An 18,645-nucleotide genomic window follows, 5' to 3' on the forward strand; every position below is an offset into this window, starting at 1 on the left:
ATCGCACCCACCCTGCCCTCACCACTCGGCTCGCCCGGACGCACACAGGCGAGCCCATCGGAGCATAGCGAAGGGCACCGAGCCGGCGCCGGGAGACGGCCCGCGCGGCTCCTAGGCTCCGGCCTGACGGGGCGCTGCCGGGTCGTTCTCGGCGGCGCCGTGCTCGCGGGCGACGTACTCCTCGATGTCCGCGATGTCGTCGCGGTTGCGGGAGGTGACGGCCAGCAGGTCGCTCATCGTGGCGACCTCCTCGACCTGCTCCTTGATGAACCACTGCATGAACTGCTCGGAGGCGAAGTCGCCCTCGGCGCGCGCGATCCGCAGCAGGCCGTTGATCTGCTCGGTGACCCGCTTCTCCTGCTGGAGCGCGAGCGCGACCGGGGCGACGACGTCCTCGAAGGCGTTGACCGGCGCCTCGACGGCGGGGATCACGACGTCGGCGCCGGTGTCGAGGAGGTACTGGATCATCATCGCCGCGTGGCTGCGCTCCTCGAGGGCCTGGGCGTAGAAGAACGCCGCCATCCGGGGCATCGTCAGCGCGTCGTAGTAGACGGCGCAGGCGAGGTACTGATTGTGCGCGGCGAGCTCGTTGCCGATCTGGGCGTTGAGCTGGTCGGTGAAGCGGGGTGCGGCCACGGAGGCGCTCCTCGGGATCGGCGGGGCGGTGGGAGGCGCCGGGAGTCAGGCGGCCTTCGCGAGCTTCTTCTTGGTGACCGACTTGCCGTCGACCCGAACCAGCTTGCGCTTCTTGACCGTATACCCGGCCGGCAGCGTGCCCTCCTTCAGCATCCGCAGGGGGCAGCGGCCGCACTTGGTCTTCGACGCGCAGCACTCCATCTTGGGGAGCTTCGGGGTCTTGGCCACGCGCCCACGGTAGCAGAACTGTTAGGGCAGCCTTACCTCATCGGTCGGCGTCCCGCCGGACGAGACGCCAGCCGTCGGCGTCGGCCTCCAGCTCGACAAGGCCGGCGCCCGGGAGCACGAGGTCGTACGCCGAGGCGCGGGGCAGGCCCAGCAGCTCCGGGACGGTGACCTGGACGACCCCGCCGTGCGAGACGACCAGGACCGCCTCGCCCGGGTGGGCGTCGGCGATCTCGTCGAGGACGCCACGGGCGCGCGCGACGATGCCGGCGACCGGCTCGCCCCCGGGGATCGTCGCCTCCTCGTCGCCGTCGACCCACGCCCGGAACAGGGGCCCGACCACCGCCGCCTCGTCGCCGCCCGTCCCGGCCAGCGAGCCCACGCCGTACTCACGCAGGCCCTCGCGGACCACGACGTCGACGCCCAGCACGGCCGCCGCGATCTCGGCCGTCTGCACGGCCCGTGACAGCGGGCTGGTCCAGACCCGGGCGATCCGCTCGGGACGCAGCCGCTCCGCCAGCGCCCGGGACTGCTCCCGGCCACGGGCGGTCAGGCTGCCGCCGTCGTCGGTGACCAGCGCCGTCTCGTACTCCGCCTCGCCGTGACGAGCGAGGAAGACCCGGGCCGGGCACTGGAGGGCGCTCACGCCAGGCCGTTCGCCTTGCGGATCACGTCCACGATGCCGCCCATGATCTCGGTCATCCCGAAGTCCTTGGGCGTGTAGACCGCCGCGACGCCGAGCTCGCGCAGCCGCCGCCCGTCGGACTCGGGGATGATCCCACCGACCACGACCGGCACCTCGCCCAGGCCGGCCTCGCGGAGGCCGTCGAGCACGGCCGGGACCAGCTCCATGTGCGAGCCGGACAGGATCGAGAGCCCGACACAGTGCACGTCCTCGGCGACCGCGGCGGAGACGATCTGCTCGGGCGTGAGCCGGATGCCCTGGTAGACGACCTCGAAGCCGGCGTCGCGGGCACGGACGGCGATCTGCTCCGCACCGTTGGAGTGCCCGTCGAGGCCCGGCTTGCCGACGAGCAGCCGCAGCCGCCCGCCTCCGTGACCGCTGAGCTCCTCCCCGGTCGCGCGCACGCGCTCCCGCACGGCCGCGAGCTCCGCCCCGGCCGTCCCCGCCTGGGACACGGCGCCGACGGCCCCGCTCACGCCGGTCGGGCCGCGGTACTCGCCGAACACCTCGCGCAGGGTGGCCGCCCACTCCCCCGTCGTCGCGCCCGCGCGGGCCGCGGCCAGGGTCGGACCCATCAGGTTGGTGTCGGTCTTGGCCGCCTCGGCCAGGCTGCTCAGCGCGTCGGCGACCTCGGCCTCGTCGCGTTGCTCCTTCCACGCCCGGACGCTGTCGACCGCGGCCCGCTCGGCGTCGGGGTCCGCGGTCATGATCGCGGCGTCGAGGTCCGCGGTCAGCGGGGACGGCTCGGTCGTCTCGAAGCAGTTGACGCCGACGATCTTCTCCTCGCCCGACTCGATGCGGGCCCGGCGGGCGGCGTGCGAGGAGACCAGCTCCTGCTTCATGTACTCCACGGCCTCGATCGCGCCGCCCATCGCCTGGACCCGGTCGATCTCGGCGCGGGCGCTGTCGACCAGCTCGGCGACCTTGGCCTCGATGACGTGGGAGCCGGCGAAGATGTCGTCGTACTCGAGCAGGTCGGACTCGAAGGCCAGCACCTGCTGGAGGCGCAGCGACCACTGCTGGTCCCAGGGCCGCGGCAGACCGAGCGCCTCGTTCCAGGCCGGCAGCTGGACGGCGCGGGCGCGCGCGTCCTTGGAGAGCGTCACGCCGAGCATCTCCAGCACGATGCGCTGCACGTTGTTCTCGGGCTGGGCCTCGGTCAGGCCGAGGGAGTTGACCTGGACGCCGTAGCGGAAGCGGCGCATCTTCGGGTCCTGCACGCCGTAGCGCTCACGGGTGATCTCGTCCCAGAGGCGCACGAACGCGCGCATCTTGCAGGTCTCCTCGATGAACCGGACGCCGGCGTTGACGAAGAACGAGATCCGGCCGACGACGCGTCCGAAGTCCTCCTCGGACACCTGACCGGACTGCTGGACGGCGTCGAGGACCGCGATCGCGGTGCACAGCGCGTAGGCCAGCTCCTGCGTCGGCGTCGCGCCGGCCTCCTGCAGGTGGTAGCTGCAGATGTTGATCGGGTTCCAGTTCGGGATCTGGTGGACGGTGTAGGAGATGACGTCCGCGATCAGCCGCATGGAGTGCTCGGGCGGGAACGCGTAGGTCCCGCGGGAGAGGTACTCCTTGATGATGTCGTTCTGGGTGGTGCCGGCCAGCTGGGCGGCGACCTCCTCCGGGCTCAGGTCCGGGTTCTGCTCCTCGGCCACCACCTGGTACATCGCCAGCAGCCACATCGCGGTGGCGTTGATCGTCATCGAGGTGTTCATCGCGGTGAGCGGGATGTCCTCGAACAGCCGTCGCATCTCGCCGAGGTGTGGGACCGGTACGCCGACCTTGCCGACCTCGCCGCGCGCGAGCGGCGAGTCGGGGTCGTAGCCGGTCTGGGTGGGCAGGTCGAAGGCGACCGACAGGCCGGTCTGCCCCTTCGCGAGGTTGGTGCGGTACAACGCGTTGGACGCCGCGGCGGTCGAGTGCCCGGCGTAGGTGCGCATCACCCACGGTCGATCCTTGGGGGCACGGTCCTTGGCGGGGCGGTCCTGCTGGGGGCGGTCCGTCTCGGTCATGGGTCAGAGGGTAGGTCGAGGCCTACCGATTGGTAACCGCCTGCGCGTGTGGGTTATCCGACACGGTCGCTGGGGGTTCACGCCGAGACGGCGGCGCGCTCGACCTCGACGACCCGGATCAGGCGGGAGAGATGGAGCATCCGGCGTACGGCGGGCCCGCACCCGCGCAGGGTGAGGTGATGGCCCTCGCGGCTGGCCTGGCGGGTCGCGACGGCGAGCACCTTGAGAGCGGTCACATCGATGGTGGTCACGTTGGTCAGGTCGACGACGACGTCCTCGTCGTACCCGCCGAGCAGGTCGTAGATCGCGTTGCGGGCCTCCCACGTGCTGCGCACGTCGAAGTCGCCGCTGAGCAGAAGTGTCGGCCCGTCGGTGATGATCTCCATGCCCTGCCCCGTCCTCCGGGGCCCAGAGACACCCCGGCTGCTCCATCCGTCGATGGCGTGCCTGTCACTGACTATGACGCGTGTAACACCGTCGAGGTTGCGTCTGTTCCTCGGGAAATTTCCGCCGTGTCGCGTCCGCAGCCCTCACCGAGATCCGTACCCGGTGCGACGGTGGTCATGCCCCGGCCCCCGACTACCCTCACGAGCATGGTCAACCTCACCCGGATCTACACGCGCACCGGCGACGCCGGACAGACCCGACTCGGCGACATGAGCGTCACCACGAAGACCGACCTCCGGCTGGCGGCGTACGCCGACGTCGACGAGGCCAACGCGCACCTCGGCCTCGCGCTCGCGCAGGGCGGGCTGGACGACGACGTGGTCGCCGTGCTCACTCGGATCCAGAACGACCTCTTCGACGTCGGTGCGGACTTCTGCACCCCGGTGGTGGAGAACCCCGAGTTCCCGCCGCTGCGCATCGAGCAGGGGTACGTCGACCGCCTCGAGGCGTGGTGCGACCACTACAACGAGGCACTGCCGGCCCTGCGGTCCTTCATCCTCAACGGCGGCACCTCCGGCGCGGCCCTGCTGCACGTGGCCCGCACGGTCGTCCGGCGCGCCGAGCGATCCGCGTGGGCGGCGTACGACGTGCACAGCTCCACGATGAACGTGCTCGCGATCACCTACCTCAACCGACTCTCGGACCTGCTGTTCATCCTCGCGCGGCACGCCAACAGCGAGCAGGGTGACGTGCTGTGGGTGCCCGGCGGCGAGCGGGACTGACGGACGACGTGGACGACATGGACGAGTCCGCCCTCTCCCTCGGCGTCTGGCTCCAGTGGAAGGCGCCACAGGCGCCGCCCGGCGTGGTGACCGCCTGGGACGCGGCGGCCGAGGCCGAGCTCGACGACCCGGAGACCGGGGTCGGGGATGACCCGGCGTACGGCCGGGTGGTCACGACGGACCCCGCCTGGGACGAGGCGCTCGAGACCCTCGCCGCCGACCCGGAGTTCCACCGGCGCCGCGAGCTGGTCGGCGGGATCGGGCTGCACGTCGTGGTCCGCGAGGTCGACGAGTGGACGCTGATGCCGTGGCCGAGCGACGAGCTCGTGGACGACGTCGTGCTGACCGTCCCCGCGGCCCAGGTGCTGGCCGCCGAGTCGCGCGCCGAGCTCTACCTCGAGGCGGTGGTCGCCCTGATCACCTCGACCCAGGAGAACCTCGGCCTCGGCGAGTGACGCCGGTCAGGCGACCCACCCGGCGCGCCCGCGGGTAGGCCACCCCCACCCGCTCCGGTGGCCGCGGTGGGTCGTCGTTTGGTCCCCAACTGCAGGTGGGACCGCTCCCACATTGTCGTTGGTGACCAAACCGCAGCACCTTCCAGGACGCGCCCCGGCCACATCCAGACGGGGTGTGCCACGAGAACCCGTCAGGCGGCGACCCGGTCGCGCTCCGGGGTGCGGGTGGCGAACACGGCGAGCGCGGCCGGACCCATCAGGATCGCGATCACGAGCAGGGAGTGCAGGGTCCCGACGTGGTCGCCGAGCCAGCCGAGGAACGGCGGACCGGCGAGGAACGCCGCGTAGCCGATCGTCGAGACCACGCTGACCCGTGCCGCCGCGCGCACCGGGTCGTCGGAGGCCGCGCTCATGCCGACCGGGAAGCCGAGCGACGCACCGAGGCCCCAGAGCAGGATGCCGACGACCACCAGCGGCGCCCACTGCCCGTAGATCACCAGCAGCACGCCGGCGAGGGCGGTCCCGGTCGTGGCCCACAGCACCGGCGCCCGGCCGAACCGGTCCAGTGCCGTCGAGCCGACCAGCCGCCCGGCTGTCATCGCGGTCACGAAGAGGGAGAAGCCGGCGACGCCGACCCAGTGCGCTGCGTCGTACCCGTCCACGAGCGCGAGCGCGAGCCAGTCGTTGGCGCTGCCCTCGGTGAGCGCGAACGCCAGCACCATCACGCCGATCGCGAGCGTCCGCGGCTCGAGCCAGGCCGACCGCGCGGGAGCGGCGACCTCCTCCGCGGGCGGCGGGGGCAGGAAGTAGCGCGCCGCCACCAGCACGGCCGCGAACGACAGCAGCACGACCACGGTCACGTGCACCTCGATCGGCACGTGCAGCGCGGCCATCGGGACGCCGAGACCGGAGCCGGCGATCGTGCCGAAGCTGAAGCCGGCGTGGAAGCGCGGCATGATCGTGCGCCCGAGGTGACGCTCGACGGCCGCGCCGTCGACGTTCATCGCGACGTCCCACACGCCGGTGCCGACGCCGTAGAAGAACAGCCCGACGGCGGCCAGCGACTGGATCTCGAACACGCCGATGCCGATCGTGCCGGCCGTGAGGCCGACCGCGCAGGACGCGGCGCCGAGGCGCACCGCGCCCGCGGGCCCGACCCGCTCGATCAGCTTGCCGGCGGACGGCAGCGCGAGCACCGAGCCGAACGAGATCGCCAGCAGGAGCAGCCCCAGGCCGCCGTTGCTCAGGTCGAGCGTGCTGCGGATGTCGGGCACCCGCGACACGAACGAGGAGAAGCAGAACCCGTTGAGGATGAAGACGACGGCGACGGCGTTGCGGGCGGGGAGGACGGCGGGCACGACCCCACCCAACCCGATCCGGGGCCGCGCACCCAAATCCTTACTTGACCGGTCAAGACCGCCGCGGGCGACCGTCGTCAGCAGAGGTAGTCCGCACGCACCTCCCGGACCCGGTCGGCGACCCCAGCGGCGGCGCAGGCCCGCGACTGCCACGTCGCTCCAAGTCGGCTCGAAGTCGCCTCCCAGTGCCGGTCGGCATGGTCATCGCACCGATCACCACCGACGTCCCCGAGACCTCACCGACACAGGAGTCACCACCATGACCATCGAGCTCGACCCCACGCAGGACCCGACCACATCGCCCCGCGCCGCCGAGGCGCTCCGCGGCCTCATCGGCGGCCACGTGCACCTGCCGGGCGACCCCGGGTACGACGCCGCCCGGCTGCCCTGGAACGTCGCGATCGACCAGCGACCCGCCGCCGTGGCCCTCCCGCGTTCGGCGGCCGAGGTCGCGACCGTCGTCCGCGTCGCCGCCGAGGCCGGCCTGCGCGTCGCTCCCCAGAGCACCGGGCACAACGCCGGGCCGCTCGCCGCGCGGGGTCTCGACGACGTCGTCCTGGTCCGCACCTCCGAGATGACGAGCGCGATCGCCGACCCGGTCCGCGGCATCGTCCGGGTCGAGGGCGGCACGACCTGGGAGCCCGCCGTCGCCGCCGCGGCCGCCCACGGCAAGGCCGTCCTCCACGGCTCCTCCCCCGACGTCGGCATCGCCGGCTACTCCCTCGGCGGGGGCATCGGCTGGTACGCCCGCAAGCTCGGCCTCGCCACCAACAGCCTCACCGCGGTCGAGGTCGTCATCGGCGACGGCAGCCTGGTGCGCGCCGATGCCACGACCAACCCCGAGCTCTTCTGGGCGATCCGCGGCGGCGGCGGCAGCTTCGGCGTCGTGACCGCGCTCGAGTTCCGCATGTACGACATCGAGACGGTGTACGCCGGGATGCTCATGTGGGACCTGGCGCACCTCGAGCCGGTGCTGCGCGAGTGGGCCGCCTGGGCGCCGACCGCACCCGACGAGATCACCACGGCGTTCCGCGCGATGCGGCTGCCGGAGATGCCGGACCTCCCGGAGTTCCTCCGCGGCCGCCAGCTGGTCGTGATCGACGGCGCCGTCCTCGGCTCGGACGACCGTGGCGCCGAGCTGCTCGCCGGCCTGCGCGCGCTGCGACCCGAGCTGGACACGTTCGCCCGGGTGCCGGCCAAGTCGCTGGTGCGGCTGCACATGGACCCCGAGGGCGGCGCCCCGTTCGCCTCCGACAGCGCCATGCTCGCGTCGTTCCCCGACGCGGCCGTCGACGCGTTCATCGCCGAGGCGGGCCCCGACTCGACGACCTCGCTGCTCATGGCCGAGCTGCGCCAGCTCGGCGGCGCACTGGGTCGCCCGCACGAGGGCGGCGGCGTGCTGAGCCGGCTCGACGCCCAGTTCGTCACATTCGGCGGCGGGATCGCGGCCACCCCGGAGATCGGGGCCCGGGTGCACGCCGAGGCGGTCCGCCTGACCGAGGCGCTCGCGCCGTTCGACAACGGCCGGCAGTACCTCAACTTCGCCGAGAACCCGGTCGACACCCGCTCGGCGTATGGCGCGGACGTGTGGACCCAGCTCACCGGCATCCGCAGCGCGGTGGACCCGCACGGCATGTTCGTCGCGAACCACCCGGTCCCCCGCCTCTACGAGGGTGGTCGCCCCACCGCCTGATCCGCGTTGACCCGCCCGAAACTTTCGGGCGGGTCAACGCGGTTTGTCGACATCCGGCGTTGACCCGTCGCGAAGTTTCGGGCGGGTCAACGTGGGGGGCGGGTCCAGTCGGTGCCGGGCGGCCCGGACTCCAGCCAGGACTGGAAGCCCATCAGCGAGGCCGGTGACATGGCGAGCTCGACGACACCGTCCGGGGTGTTGCAGGCGATCACGACGTGGTCTGGGTACAGCGACATCTGCTCGGCGCCCTCCGCCGTACGCCGGCCGGTGAAGACGAGCTGGGAGCGCTGGAGGACCCGCTTGGGTCGCGGCCACAGCGAGAAGTAGCGGAACCACTGCAGCGACTCACCGGAGTAGCGACCGAGCCCGAGAAGCCAACCGCGCCCGGCGTGTGAGGACCGGACGCGATAGCTGAGCTCGAACGTGCCGCCGTTGCGGGACAGCAGGCGACGGCGGAGGACCAGGCCGAGGCCGTAGAGCAGGACGATGCCGAGCAGCACACCGGCTGCGTCCAGCAGCCACTGCCATGCCGGCATCCGTACCCCTCTTCGGACCTCACGTACCCAGGGAGGCACACCCTAGCGGGCAGCACCACAGGTCCGGCGAGGGGCCGGTCAGGAGGCGCGCTCGACCGCCCGGATCCGTGCCTCGGCGCGGCGCAGGCGCCGCTCCGCCTCGTCGCTGGCGCCGATCAGGCCGCGCGCCTCCTCCAGCTCGACGCGAGCCTGGTCGACGTCGATCTCCTCCGGCAGCAGCGCGCGCTGCGAGAGCACCGAGACCCGGTCGTTGGCGACGGAGAGGAATCCCCCGTCGACGGCCGCGACCACGACACCGTCGTCGGCCGTCGAGATCTCGACGACCGCGTCGGTCAGCACCGAGAGCAGCGGCGCGTGACCGCGCAGCACACCGACGTCGCCCTCGGTGGTCCGCGCGATCACCATCTCCGCCTCACCGGACCACACGGTCCGGTCGGCGGCGACGAGCTCGACGTGCAGGTGCTCTGCCATCAGAGGCTCTTCTGGATCTCGGCCCACTTCTGCTCGACGTCGTCCAGACCGCCGCACATGAAGAAGGCCTGCTCGGCCACGTGGTCGTACTCGCCGCTCGCGATCTTGTTGAACGCCTCGATCGTGTCCGCCACCGGGACCGTGGAGCCCTCGATGCCGGTGAACTGCCTGGCGACGTAGGTGTTCTGCGACAGGAACCGCTGGATGCGGCGAGCCCGGGACACGATGATCTTGTCCTCTTCGGAGAGCTCGTCGACGCCGAGGATCGCGATGATGTCCTGCAGCTCCTTGTTGCGCTGCAGGATCTGCTTGATCCGGACCGCGCAGTCGTAGTGCGCCTGCCCGATGTACTGCGGGTCGAGGATCCGCGACGTCGAGGTCAGCGGGTCCACGGCCGGGTAGATGCCCAGCGACGCGATCTCGCGGGACAGCTCGGTGGTCGCGTCGAGGTGGGCGAACGTCGTGGCCGGGGCCGGGTCGGTGTAGTCGTCGGCCGGCACGTAGATCGCCTGCATCGAGGTGATCGAGTGACCACGGGTCGAGGTGATCCGCTCCTGGAGCGTGCCCATCTCGTCGGCCAGGTTGGGCTGGTAGCCCACCGCGGACGGCATCCGGCCGAGCAGCGTGGAGACCTCGGAGCCGGCCTGGGTGAAGCGGAAGATGTTGTCGATGAACAGCAGCACGTCCTGGCCCTGCACGTCGCGGAAGTACTCCGCCATCGTCAGCGCGGACAGCGCGACCCGCAGGCGGGTGCCCGGCGGCTCGTCCATCTGACCGAACACGAGGGCGGTCTGGCCGATGACGCCGGCCTCCTCCATCTCGACGATGAGGTCGTTGCCCTCACGGGTGCGCTCGCCGACACCGGCGAACACCGACACACCGCCGTGGTCCTTGGCGACGCGCGCGATCATCTCCTGGATCAGCACGGTCTTGCCCACGCCGGCGCCACCGAACAGGCCGATCTTGCCGCCCTGGACGTACGGCGTCAGCAGGTCGATGACCTTGATGCCGGTCTCGAACATCTGGGTCTTCGACTCCAGCTGGTCGAACGCCGGCGCCTTGCGGTGGATGCCCCAGCGCTCGTTGACCTCGAAGGTCTCACCCTCCTTGAGGTTGAGCACGTCGCCGAGGGTGTTGAACACCCGGCCGAGGGTGGCGTCGCCGACCGGGACCGTGATCGGGCCGCCGGTGTCGGTGACCTGGGCGCCGCGGACGAGGCCGTCGGTCGGCTGCAGCGAGATCGCGCGGACCATGCCGTCGCCGATGTGCTGGGAGACCTCGAGCGAGAGGGTCTTCGTCTCGCCGCTGAGGGTCAGCTCGCACTCGAGCTTGTTGTAGATCTCCGGCATCGAGTCCACCGGGAACTCGACGTCGACGACCGGGCCGATGACCCGGGCGATCCGGCCGACGCCCGCGGGGCCGGTCTCCTGGGTCTCTTCGATCGTTGCAGTCATGTCTTCACTCACTCCCGGCTTGTGCGTCGGCGAGCGCGTTGACGCCACCGACGATCTCGCTGATTTCCTGGGTAATCCCGGCCTGACGGGCCTGGTTGGCGATCCGTGTGTACTTCTTGATCAGCTCGTCGGCGTTGTCGGTCGCCGACTTCATGGCCTTCTGACGGGCGGCCAGCTCGGACGCCGCCGCCTGCAGGAAGGCGAAGAAGATGCGGCTCTGGACGTACTGCGGCAGCAGGTTGTCCAGCACCGCCTCGGCCGACGGCTCGAACTCGTAGAGCGGCAGCACCTCGTCGCTCGCCGGCCGCTCCTCGCCCTCGACGACCTCCAACGGCAGCAGGCGGACCGCGGTCGGCTCCTGCAGCAGCATCGAGCGGAAGCGCGTGTAGACCACGTGCACCTCGTCGACGGCGTGCTCGCCCTCCTCGTCGAGGAACGCGTCGATCAGCGTGGTGCCGACCTCGAGCGCCGCCTCGTAGGACGGCTGGTCCGAGAACCCGGTCCACGCCCGCACCACCGGACGGCCACGGAAGCGGAAGTACGCTTCACCCTTGCGGCCGCACAGGTAGGTGTCGATGTGCTTGCCCTCGCCGCGCAGCTTCTCGGCGAGACGCTCCGCCTCCTTGAGCACGCTCGAGGAGTAGGCGCCGGCCAGCCCGCGGTCGCTGGTCACGATCAGCATCGCGACCCGCTGCGGGTTCTCCGGCTCGCGCGTCAGCGGGTGGTCGACGTTGGAGTACGTCGCCACCGCGGACACGGCACGGGTCAGCTCGCGGGCGTACGGGGCGGCCGACTGGGCCCGCTGCTGCGCCTTGATGATGCGGGACGCAGCGATGAGCTCCATGGCGCGCGTGATCTTCTTCATCGACTCCGTCGACTTGATCCGCGCGCGGTACTCACGTACCGACAGAGCCATCGGTCAGCCCCGCTTCTGTCGGACGATCTGCTCCTGCTCGACGTCCGCGTCGGCCAGCGGCTCGGCCTCGGGCTCGTGGCCGACCTTGATCGAGCCGCCCTCGGAGGTCTCGAACTGGTCGAGGAAGGAGGTGTAGGCGTCCTCGAGCGACGACGCGGTGTCGTCCTCGAACTTCAGCGACTCCCGGATCGCCGAGAGGATGCCCTCGTGCGACCGGCGCAGGAAGTCGAGGAACTCGCGCTCGAAGCGCAGCACGTCCTCGGTCGGGACCCGGTCGAGCTTGCCGCTCGTGCCGAGCCACAGCGACACCGTCATCTCCTCGAGCGGGTACGGCGAGTACGCCGGCTGCTTGAGCAGTGCCATCAGTCGCTGGCCGCGGTCGAGCTGCTGGCGCGAGGCCGCGTCGAGGTCGGAGGCGAACATCGCGAACGCCTCCATCGCGCGGAACTGCGCCAGGTCGACCTTGAGCGAGCCGGTCACGGCCTTCATCGCCTTGGTCATGGCCGAGCCACCCACGCGCGACACCGAGACGCCCACGTCGATCGCCGGCCGCTGGTTGGCCGCGAACAGGTCGGACTGCAGGAAGATCTGGCCGTCGGTGATCGAGATGACGTTGGTCGGGATGTACGCCGACACGTCGTTGGCCTTGGTCTCGATGATCGGCAGGCCGGTCATCGAGCCCGCACCGAGGTCGTCGGAGAGCTTCGCGCAGCGCTCGAGCAGCCGGCTGTGCAGGTAGAACACGTCGCCCGGGTAGGCCTCGCGGCCCGGCGGGCGGCGCAGCAGCAGCGACACGGCGCGGTAGGCCTCGGCCTGCTTGGTGAGGTCGTCGAAGATGATCAGGACGTGCTTGCCGTCGTACATCCAGTGCTGGCCGATGGCCGAGCCGGTGTACGGGGCGAGGTACTTGAAGCCCGCGCTGTCCGACGCCGGGGACGCCACGATCGTGGTGTACTCCAGCGCCCCGGCCTCCTCGAGGGCGCCGCGCACCGAGGCGATCGTCGAGCCCTTCTGGCCGATGGCGACGTAGATGCAGCGGACCTGCTTGGTCGGGTCGCCCGACTCCCAGTTCTGCTTCTGGTTGATGATCGTGTCGATCGCGATCGTGGTCTTGCCGGTGGCGCGGTCGCCGATGATCAGCTGGCGCTGGCCACGGCCGATCGGGGTCAGCGAGTCGATGGCCTTGATGCCGGTCGCCATCGGCTCGTGGACCGACTTGCGGTCCATCACCGTCGGCGCCTGCAGCTCCAGGGCGCGGCGGGTCTCGGCCTCGATGTCGCCGAGGCCGTCGATCGGCTTGCCGAGCGGGTCGACCACGCGGCCGAGGAAGTTGTCGCCCACCGGGACGGACAGGATCTCGCCGGTACGGCGGACCGTCTGGCCCTCCTCGATGCCCTCGAAGTCACCGAGGATGACGACGCCGATCTCGCGGGTGTCGAGGTTGAGCGCGAGGCCCATGGTGCCGTCCTCGAACTCGAGGAGCTCGTTGGCCATCGCGGACGGCAGGCCGCTCACGCGGGCGATGCCGTCACCGGCGGTGGCGACCGTGCCGACCTCCTCCTTGCTGGCGGCGTCGGGCTGGTACTCGGAGACGAACCGCTGCAGCGCGTCGCGGATCTCGTCGGGCCGGATCGAAAGCTCCGTCATTTGTCTGTCCCTACTCTCCTGGGCTCTCGTGATGTGGTCTGGGTGCTGTCCGACATCAGCCGGCCAGTCTCCGTCGTGCGTCGTCCAGGCGGGACACGACGGTGCCGTCGATGACGTCGTCGCCGATCTCGACCCGCATGCCACCCAGCAGCGCCGGGTCGACCTCGATGTTGAGGTGGACCGGCCGGTCGTACTGGGTGCTCAGTGCCTGCTCGAGGCGGGTGCGCTCCGCCTCGGTGAGCTCACGGGCGACGCGCACGAGCGCGACCCCCTCGCCCTGGGTCGCCGCAGCGACCTTCTGGTACTCCGTGATCGCCGCGTGGAAGGAGCGGTGCGACCCGGCGAGCGCCTGCTCGACCAGGGCGACCGCGGCGGACAGGGCCCGCCCCTCCAGCAGCCCGCGCAGCAGCGTGCGCTTGTCGTCGACCGAACGGACCGGGTCGGAGAGCGCGATCCGCAGATCAGCGTCCTCCTCCACGACCTGGCCGACCACGAACAGCTCGTCGGAGAGCCGCTTGGACTCCCGGCGACCGGCCGAGCGGACCGTGGCGACGACGCCGAGGTGCTCGACGGCGTCCGGGAGGTCGCGGGCCGCGACCCACCGCAGGCCGACCGCCTGCGCGAGGAGGTCGACGGCCGGGGTGCCGAGCTTGCCGTCGAGCAGCCCGTGCACCAGCGCGGCCTTGGCCTCCGCGGGGGTGGACACGTCGGTCACCGCCCGGCGCAGGGAGGGCTCGGAGCGCAGCAGCGCGGCGGCCCGGAAGAGGTCGTCGCCGAGCGAGCCGAACTCCTCGAGGGTGTAGCCGTCGCCGTCGACCTGCTCGCCGAGGACCTGAAGGGCCTCGGCGGAGGACCCGCGCAACGAGCTGAGCTGCTGGACCATCAGCTCGCCCCGCCACCCGCGGCCTGGGAGGCCTCGATGGTCTCGAGGTCGGCCAGGAAGCGCTCGACGACCCGTGCGGAGCGGTCGTCGTCCTCGAGGCTCTCACCGACGATGCGGCCGGCCAGGCTGGTCGCCAGGCTGCCGACCTCGGCCCGCAGCGAGGTGACCGCCTGCTGGCGCTCGGCCTCGATCTGCGTCTTGCCGTGCTCGACGATCCGCGCGGCGTCGGCCTGAGCCTGCTCGCGCATCTCGGCGATGATCTGCGCGCCCTGCTCGCGAGCCTCCTCGCGGATCCGGGCGGCCTCGTGCCGGGCGTCCGCGAGCTGCTGCTCGAGGTCGGCCATCAACGCTGCGGCCTCGGCCTGCTTGGTCTCGGCCGCGGCCAGACCACCCTCGATGGCGTGGGTACGCTCGGCGTAGATCTGCTCGAACCTCGGCGTCACGTACTTCCAGACGGCGAAGAGCAGCAGGCCGAACACCACGAGCGAGAGGGCGATCTCGACCACGTGTGGGAGCAGCGGGTTGAGCTCCTCAGCCTTCGCCAACGGTGCGGCGAGCAGTGCTTGCATGGCGGGTCCTTCCGGTCCTACGTCGGTCTTCGTCGGACCGGTCAGAGAACGAACGCGAGGGCGATACCGATGATCGCGAGCGCCTCGGCGAGCGCGAAGCCCAGGATCGCGATCGACTGCAGCCGGCTCTGGGCCTCGGGCTGGCGCGCGACACCGCTGATGTACGCGGCGAAGATCAGGCCGATACCCACACCGGGGCCGATTGCGGCGAGGCCGTAGCCGATCATGTTGGCGGAGCCGTCCATAGCCATTGGGATCACGGCTAGTTTCCTTTCGGGTTACTTGCTACTTCGAGTGGAGGTGGAGATCTGGGGGACTTCTGGGGTGGAGCTCAGTGCTCGTCCGCGAGCGCACCGGAGATGTACATGGCGTTCAGGAGGACGAAGACGTAGGCCTGCAGGAACTGGATCAGCATCTCCAGGAAGGCCACGGCGATGAACAGCACCCAGGCGAGGATGCCGACCGGGGCGTACTGGATCGCCTTCTCGGTGAGGATGTACTCGCCGCCGAGGGCGAACAGGATCAGCAGCAGGTGGCCGGCGAACATGTTCGCGAACAGACGGAGGGCCAGCGTGACCGGGCGGACCAGGATGTTCGACATGAACTCGAGCGGGATCAGCAGCAGCAGCATCGGGCCGCCGATGCCGGCCGGGACGGTCTGCAGCTTGAGGTACCCGCCCACGCCGTGGCGGCGCATGCCCGCGACGTTGTAGATGACCCAGCTCATGATCGCGAGGCCGTAGACCATGCCCGAGCGTGAGAACGTCGGGAACTCGATGAACGGGATCGACGCGAACAGGTTGTTCAGCAGGATGAAGAAGAACAGCGTGAACAGGTAGGGCACGTACCGCGCGAAGTCGCGGGCGCCGATGATGTCGCGGCCCAGGGAGTTGCGGACGAAGCCGTAGGCCTCCTCGCCGACGAACTGCAGCCGGCCCGGAACCATCGCCTGCTTGCGCGCCGCGGCGTAGAAGAAGGCGAACACCAGGATGCCCGCGAGGACGATCTGGAGCATCGGCTTGGTCACGCCGAGCACGAATGTCTGCCCGAACATCTCGAAGGTGTCGTGACCACCGCCGATGGCGGGGAGGTCGAAGTCGTGCGGGCCGGGCGGGGTGAACCCGTCGCCCTCGGCGGTGCGCACCACGGAGGTTGCGATCGTCACCGGTTCTCCTCTACGTGTCGTGCTCGTGTGGCTGCGCGCGGTTGAACCGGGCGAAGGTCAGGTAGATGCCGAGTCCCGCGCCGATCAGGATGCCCACCGCCACCAGGAACTCCGTCCCCAGCCAGCGGTCGGCCAACCACCCCAGGAAGCCGTACAGCGCGACCCCGGACACGATGTACCCGAAGGCGTGCCAGGGATCCCCCGACGGTTGTTCCTGAGTCCCAGGCGGCGGATCCTGTCGACTCATTGCGCCCCGGACGATAGCAGTCGTGTGCGGTCATCGTTCACCCGCCCGCGCTGCCGTGGGACGGTGACCGGCCGGGTGGAGCTCGTAGACCGGGATCCGCACCCGGGTCGCCAAGGACGATCTGGAGGACCAGCCAGCCAGCCGTGCCCGCGATGACCGCGCCCGCGAGCCAGCCGCGGTCGAGGGACTCGTCGAGTGCCCCGGAGCGCGAGAGCGCGGCGAACGCCAGGCCCATCGCGAGCACCTGGAGCGTGTAGGTCAGCAGCGCCACCAGCAGCGAGGCGGCCGGCATGACGCGGGCCACCTCGTCGACCACGAACGAGCCACCGGCGAACACGAGCACCACGAGCGCGGTGCCGACCAGGGCACCGGACGCGGCGGTCGAGCCGGCGACGAGCGCACCGACGAGGGCCAGCGCGAGGCCCGCGACGAGCGAGCCGGCGGTCGCGCCCAGGAGCACACCGGACCCCTGGTGGCGGGTGACCTGGTTCGTCTCGGTCGTCATGGTGGCGGCCGTCCTGGGAGGCGAATTTCGGGGCCGTCGCGAGCCTGTCCGCGACGCTTGTGAAAGTTAACACAAAGTCCGGAGCAGCCGAAAACGGAACGATCCAATGGCCACGAGAGGCCTGCGGACGCCCCTCTGGCGGGTCTCAGCCGACCCCTTCGACGGGCTCCACGGGTCCCATCGGCCCAGGCCTCGTGGCGCCCGGAGGCGGTCGCCGACCCCGGTGCAGCCTGGGCAGCAGGAACGTGACGCCCAGGGTCAGCGCGGCCATCGTCGAGACTGAGACCCACATCCAGGCGTCGTCGCTGTAGAGGCTCATCAAGACGGTGCCGAACGCCACCAGCGCGGCCCACATCCACATGATCACCACCGCGCGGCGGTGGGAGTGGCCGATCTCGAGCAGCCGGTGGTGGAGGTGCTGCTTGTCCGGCGCGAACGGCGAGCGACCGGCGCGCGTGCGGCGTACGACCGCCAGGACCAGGTCGACGATCGGCACCACGAGCAGCGAGACCGGCAGCGCGAGCGGCAGCAGCGTCGGCACGAAGCTGGCACGCGAGCCGGCGCCACCCGAGCTGATCTGCTCGGGGTCGAACTGCCCGGTGAGCGTGACCGCGCTCGCGGAGAGGACCAGACCTATCAGCATCGAGCCGCTGTCGCCCATGAAGAGGCGGGCGGGGTGGAAGTTGTGCGGCAGGAACCCCGCGCACACGCCGGCGAGGGAGGCACTGAGCAGCGCCCCGGTGGTCGCGAGCGTCACGTTGTTGATGTTCGAGAGCTGGTAGCAGTACACGAAGAACGCCAGCGCCCCCACGCCCACGACGCCCGCGGCCAGGCCGTCGAGGCCGTCGACGAAGTTCACGGCGTTGACGGTCGCGACCACGATGAACCCGGTCAGCAACGCACCCTGCGCGGAGTCGATCGTCACCTGCACGCCGTCGCCGCCGGGGAAGAAGATGTACTGGATCCCGAACGCGATCAGGAACCCGGCCGCGAGCACCTGCCCGCCGAGCTTCGTCAGCGCGTCCAGCTCGAAGAGGTCGTCGAGCACGCCCACCGCGCAGATCAGCGCACCCGCGATCAGCACGATCCCGGCATCCCGGAACACGAACGGCCCGCTCTCCGAGAGGAACGGGAGCTGACGGGCCACGATGTAGGCGGCCACCAGGCCGCCGAGCATCGCCAGGCCGCCCAGGTAGGGGATCGGCACGGCATGCACGTCGCGGTCGCGGACCTTGGCGACCGCCCCGGTGCGCAGGGCGATCTCGCGGGCGATGACCGTGAGCAGGTACGTCGTCGCCGCGGCGACGAGGAAGACGAGGAGGTACTCCCGCACGGGCCGCGCCCTCAGCCCTCGTCGGTGAGGGTGGCGCCGAGCCGCTCGAGGACCTCGTTGAGCCGCTCCAGCGACAGGGCCCCGCGCCGCAGCACGCGCCCCTGGGTCCCGGTCACGTCGACGATCGTGGACGCCTCGCCCCCCGGGGCCGGGCCCGCGTCGACGATCACGGCGACGTCGTCGCCGAGCATGTCCGCCGCCTGGTCGGCGTCGGTCGCGGCCGGCATGCCGGTCTTGTTGGCCGAGCTGACCGCCAGCGGGCCGGTCCGCTCGAGGATCTCGCGGGCCACCTCGTGGTCGGGCATCCGCACCGCGACCGTGCCGCGGGTGTCTCCCAGGTCCCACTGCAGCGAGGACTGCTGGTGGCAGACCAGGGTGAGCGGGCCGGGCCAGAACGCCTCGACCAGGGCCCGGGCGTAGCCGGGCACCCGGACGGCGAGCGCGTCGAGCGTGCTCGCCGCGCTGATCAGCACCGGCGGCGGCATCTCGCGCCCGCGCCCCTTCGCGGCCAGCAGCCCGCGGACCGCAGCGGGGTCGAAGGCGTCGGCGCCCACGCCGTACACCGTGTCGGTCGGCAGCACGATGAGCTCGCCGCGCTGCACGGCCAGGCTGGCCGCCTCGACGGCGGTCTCGCGCTCCTCGTCGGTGCCGGTGGGGTAGCGCTCGCTCACTGCTGGGAC

22 protein-coding genes are annotated in these 18,645 nt (G+C 71.1%); 3 read left to right on the forward strand and 19 right to left on the reverse strand.

The annotated features are described in order from the left end of the window. Nucleotides 1-111: 111 nt before the first annotated feature. The 5 genes from QQZ14_RS06750 to QQZ14_RS06770 form a co-directional block, all read right to left on the reverse strand. A complete protein-coding gene (locus QQZ14_RS06750) occupies nt 112-636 on the reverse strand; it encodes a ferritin (protein WP_284533464.1) in 525 nt (174 codons plus the stop codon). Between the two features lie 45 nt (nt 637-681). Then, entirely contained in the window at nt 682-864 is a 183-nt protein-coding gene (locus tag QQZ14_RS06755) for a hypothetical protein (RefSeq protein WP_284533465.1), read from the reverse strand. A gap of 37 nt (nt 865-901) precedes the next feature. Continuing rightward, nucleotides 902-1,507: a histidine phosphatase family protein gene (locus tag QQZ14_RS06760; protein WP_284533466.1), complete on the reverse strand. Its 606-nt coding sequence runs from the start codon at nt 1,505-1,507 to the stop codon at nt 902-904. Then, a complete protein-coding gene (locus tag QQZ14_RS06765) occupies nt 1,504-3,564 on the reverse strand; it encodes a protein meaA (RefSeq protein ID WP_284533467.1) in 2,061 nt (686 codons plus the stop codon). Before QQZ14_RS06765 ends, QQZ14_RS06760 begins: the two co-directional genes overlap by 4 nt. Nucleotides 3,565-3,641: 77 nt before the next feature. Further along, nucleotides 3,642-3,950 carry an STAS domain-containing protein gene (locus QQZ14_RS06770; protein WP_284533468.1) on the reverse strand — a complete coding sequence of 103 codons (309 nt, stop codon included), beginning with the start codon at nt 3,948-3,950 and terminating at the stop codon, nt 3,642-3,644. 207 nt (nt 3,951-4,157) lie between these two features. Between QQZ14_RS06770 and QQZ14_RS06775 the strand changes: the two genes are divergently transcribed. Further along, the gene (locus QQZ14_RS06775) at nt 4,158-4,733 is read left to right on the forward strand and encodes a cob(I)yrinic acid a,c-diamide adenosyltransferase (RefSeq protein WP_284533469.1); all 576 of its coding nucleotides are present in this window, start codon (nt 4,158-4,160) and stop codon (nt 4,731-4,733) included. Between the two features lie 17 nt (nt 4,734-4,750). Continuing rightward, the gene (locus QQZ14_RS06780) at nt 4,751-5,188 is read left to right on the forward strand and encodes a hypothetical protein (RefSeq protein ID WP_284533470.1); all 438 of its coding nucleotides are present in this window, start codon (nt 4,751-4,753) and stop codon (nt 5,186-5,188) included. Nucleotides 5,189-5,379: 191 nt separating this feature from the next. On the opposite strand, the gene QQZ14_RS06785 is transcribed toward QQZ14_RS06780, so the two are convergent. After that, nucleotides 5,380-6,546 carry an MFS transporter gene (locus QQZ14_RS06785; RefSeq protein ID WP_284533471.1) on the reverse strand — a complete coding sequence of 389 codons (1,167 nt, stop codon included), beginning with the start codon at nt 6,544-6,546 and terminating at the stop codon, nt 5,380-5,382. 259 nt (nt 6,547-6,805) lie between these two features. Between QQZ14_RS06785 and QQZ14_RS06790 the strand changes: the two genes are divergently transcribed. Next, complete coding sequence (locus tag QQZ14_RS06790; protein ID WP_284533472.1) at nt 6,806-8,239, forward strand: FAD-binding oxidoreductase; 1,434 nt, start codon at nt 6,806-6,808, stop codon at nt 8,237-8,239. Nucleotides 8,240-8,325: 86 nt separating this feature from the next. Here QQZ14_RS06790 and QQZ14_RS06795 read toward each other — a convergent pair whose 3' ends face one another. The 13 genes from QQZ14_RS06795 to QQZ14_RS06855 all read right to left on the reverse strand — a co-directional run bounded on the left by QQZ14_RS06795 (nt 8,326) and on the right by QQZ14_RS06855 (nt 18,636). Continuing rightward, the gene (locus QQZ14_RS06795; RefSeq protein ID WP_284533473.1) at nt 8,326-8,775 is read right to left on the reverse strand and encodes a DUF2550 domain-containing protein; all 450 of its coding nucleotides are present in this window, start codon (nt 8,773-8,775) and stop codon (nt 8,326-8,328) included. A gap of 78 nt (nt 8,776-8,853) precedes the next feature. Then, nucleotides 8,854-9,246 carry a F0F1 ATP synthase subunit epsilon gene (locus QQZ14_RS06800; protein ID WP_284533474.1) on the reverse strand — a complete coding sequence of 131 codons (393 nt, stop codon included), beginning with the start codon at nt 9,244-9,246 and terminating at the stop codon, nt 8,854-8,856. Further along, the gene (gene atpD / locus QQZ14_RS06805) at nt 9,246-10,700 is read right to left on the reverse strand and encodes a F0F1 ATP synthase subunit beta (RefSeq protein WP_284533475.1); all 1,455 of its coding nucleotides are present in this window, start codon (nt 10,698-10,700) and stop codon (nt 9,246-9,248) included. The genes QQZ14_RS06800 and atpD overlap by 1 nt, the downstream gene beginning before the upstream one ends. Nucleotides 10,701-10,704: 4 nt before the next feature. Further along, nucleotides 10,705-11,616: a F0F1 ATP synthase subunit gamma gene (locus tag QQZ14_RS06810; protein WP_284533476.1), complete on the reverse strand. Its 912-nt coding sequence runs from the start codon at nt 11,614-11,616 to the stop codon at nt 10,705-10,707. 3 nt (nt 11,617-11,619) lie between these two features. Continuing rightward, the gene (atpA, locus tag QQZ14_RS06815) at nt 11,620-13,263 is read right to left on the reverse strand and encodes a F0F1 ATP synthase subunit alpha (protein WP_284533477.1); all 1,644 of its coding nucleotides are present in this window, start codon (nt 13,261-13,263) and stop codon (nt 11,620-11,622) included. Nucleotides 13,264-13,318: 55 nt separating this feature from the next. Next, nucleotides 13,319-14,146 carry a F0F1 ATP synthase subunit delta gene (locus tag QQZ14_RS06820; RefSeq protein WP_284533478.1) on the reverse strand — a complete coding sequence of 276 codons (828 nt, stop codon included), beginning with the start codon at nt 14,144-14,146 and terminating at the stop codon, nt 13,319-13,321. Further along, nucleotides 14,146-14,715 carry a F0F1 ATP synthase subunit B gene (locus QQZ14_RS06825; protein WP_446740478.1) on the reverse strand — a complete coding sequence of 190 codons (570 nt, stop codon included), beginning with the start codon at nt 14,713-14,715 and terminating at the stop codon, nt 14,146-14,148. Before QQZ14_RS06825 ends, QQZ14_RS06820 begins: the two co-directional genes overlap by 1 nt. 41 nt (nt 14,716-14,756) lie before the next feature. Next, nucleotides 14,757-14,966 carry an ATP synthase F0 subunit C gene (atpE, locus tag QQZ14_RS06830; protein WP_446740479.1) on the reverse strand — a complete coding sequence of 70 codons (210 nt, stop codon included), beginning with the start codon at nt 14,964-14,966 and terminating at the stop codon, nt 14,757-14,759. A gap of 80 nt (nt 14,967-15,046) precedes the next feature. After that, nucleotides 15,047-15,880, reverse strand: coding sequence for a F0F1 ATP synthase subunit A (gene atpB / locus QQZ14_RS06835; RefSeq protein WP_284533480.1), 834 nt, complete (start codon nt 15,878-15,880; stop codon nt 15,047-15,049). A 10-nt stretch (nt 15,881-15,890) separates the two neighbouring features. Further along, complete coding sequence (locus tag QQZ14_RS06840) at nt 15,891-16,052, reverse strand: hypothetical protein (RefSeq protein WP_284533481.1); 162 nt, start codon at nt 16,050-16,052, stop codon at nt 15,891-15,893. Between the two features lie 112 nt (nt 16,053-16,164). After that, nucleotides 16,165-16,632: a hypothetical protein gene (locus tag QQZ14_RS06845; RefSeq protein ID WP_284533482.1), complete on the reverse strand. Its 468-nt coding sequence runs from the start codon at nt 16,630-16,632 to the stop codon at nt 16,165-16,167. 145 nt (nt 16,633-16,777) lie between these two features. Further along, on the reverse strand, nt 16,778-17,965 hold the full coding sequence (locus tag QQZ14_RS06850) for an MraY family glycosyltransferase (RefSeq protein ID WP_284533483.1): 1,188 nt from the start codon (nt 17,963-17,965) through the stop codon (nt 16,778-16,780). Nucleotides 17,966-17,976: 11 nt separating this feature from the next. Continuing rightward, nucleotides 17,977-18,636 carry an L-threonylcarbamoyladenylate synthase gene (locus QQZ14_RS06855; RefSeq protein ID WP_284533484.1) on the reverse strand — a complete coding sequence of 220 codons (660 nt, stop codon included), beginning with the start codon at nt 18,634-18,636 and terminating at the stop codon, nt 17,977-17,979. Nucleotides 18,637-18,645: the final 9 nt, after the last annotated feature.

This window comes from Nocardioides sp. T2.26MG-1, assembly GCF_950101795.1.
In the GTDB taxonomy this organism is placed as follows: domain Bacteria; phylum Actinomycetota; class Actinomycetes; order Propionibacteriales; family Nocardioidaceae; genus Nocardioides.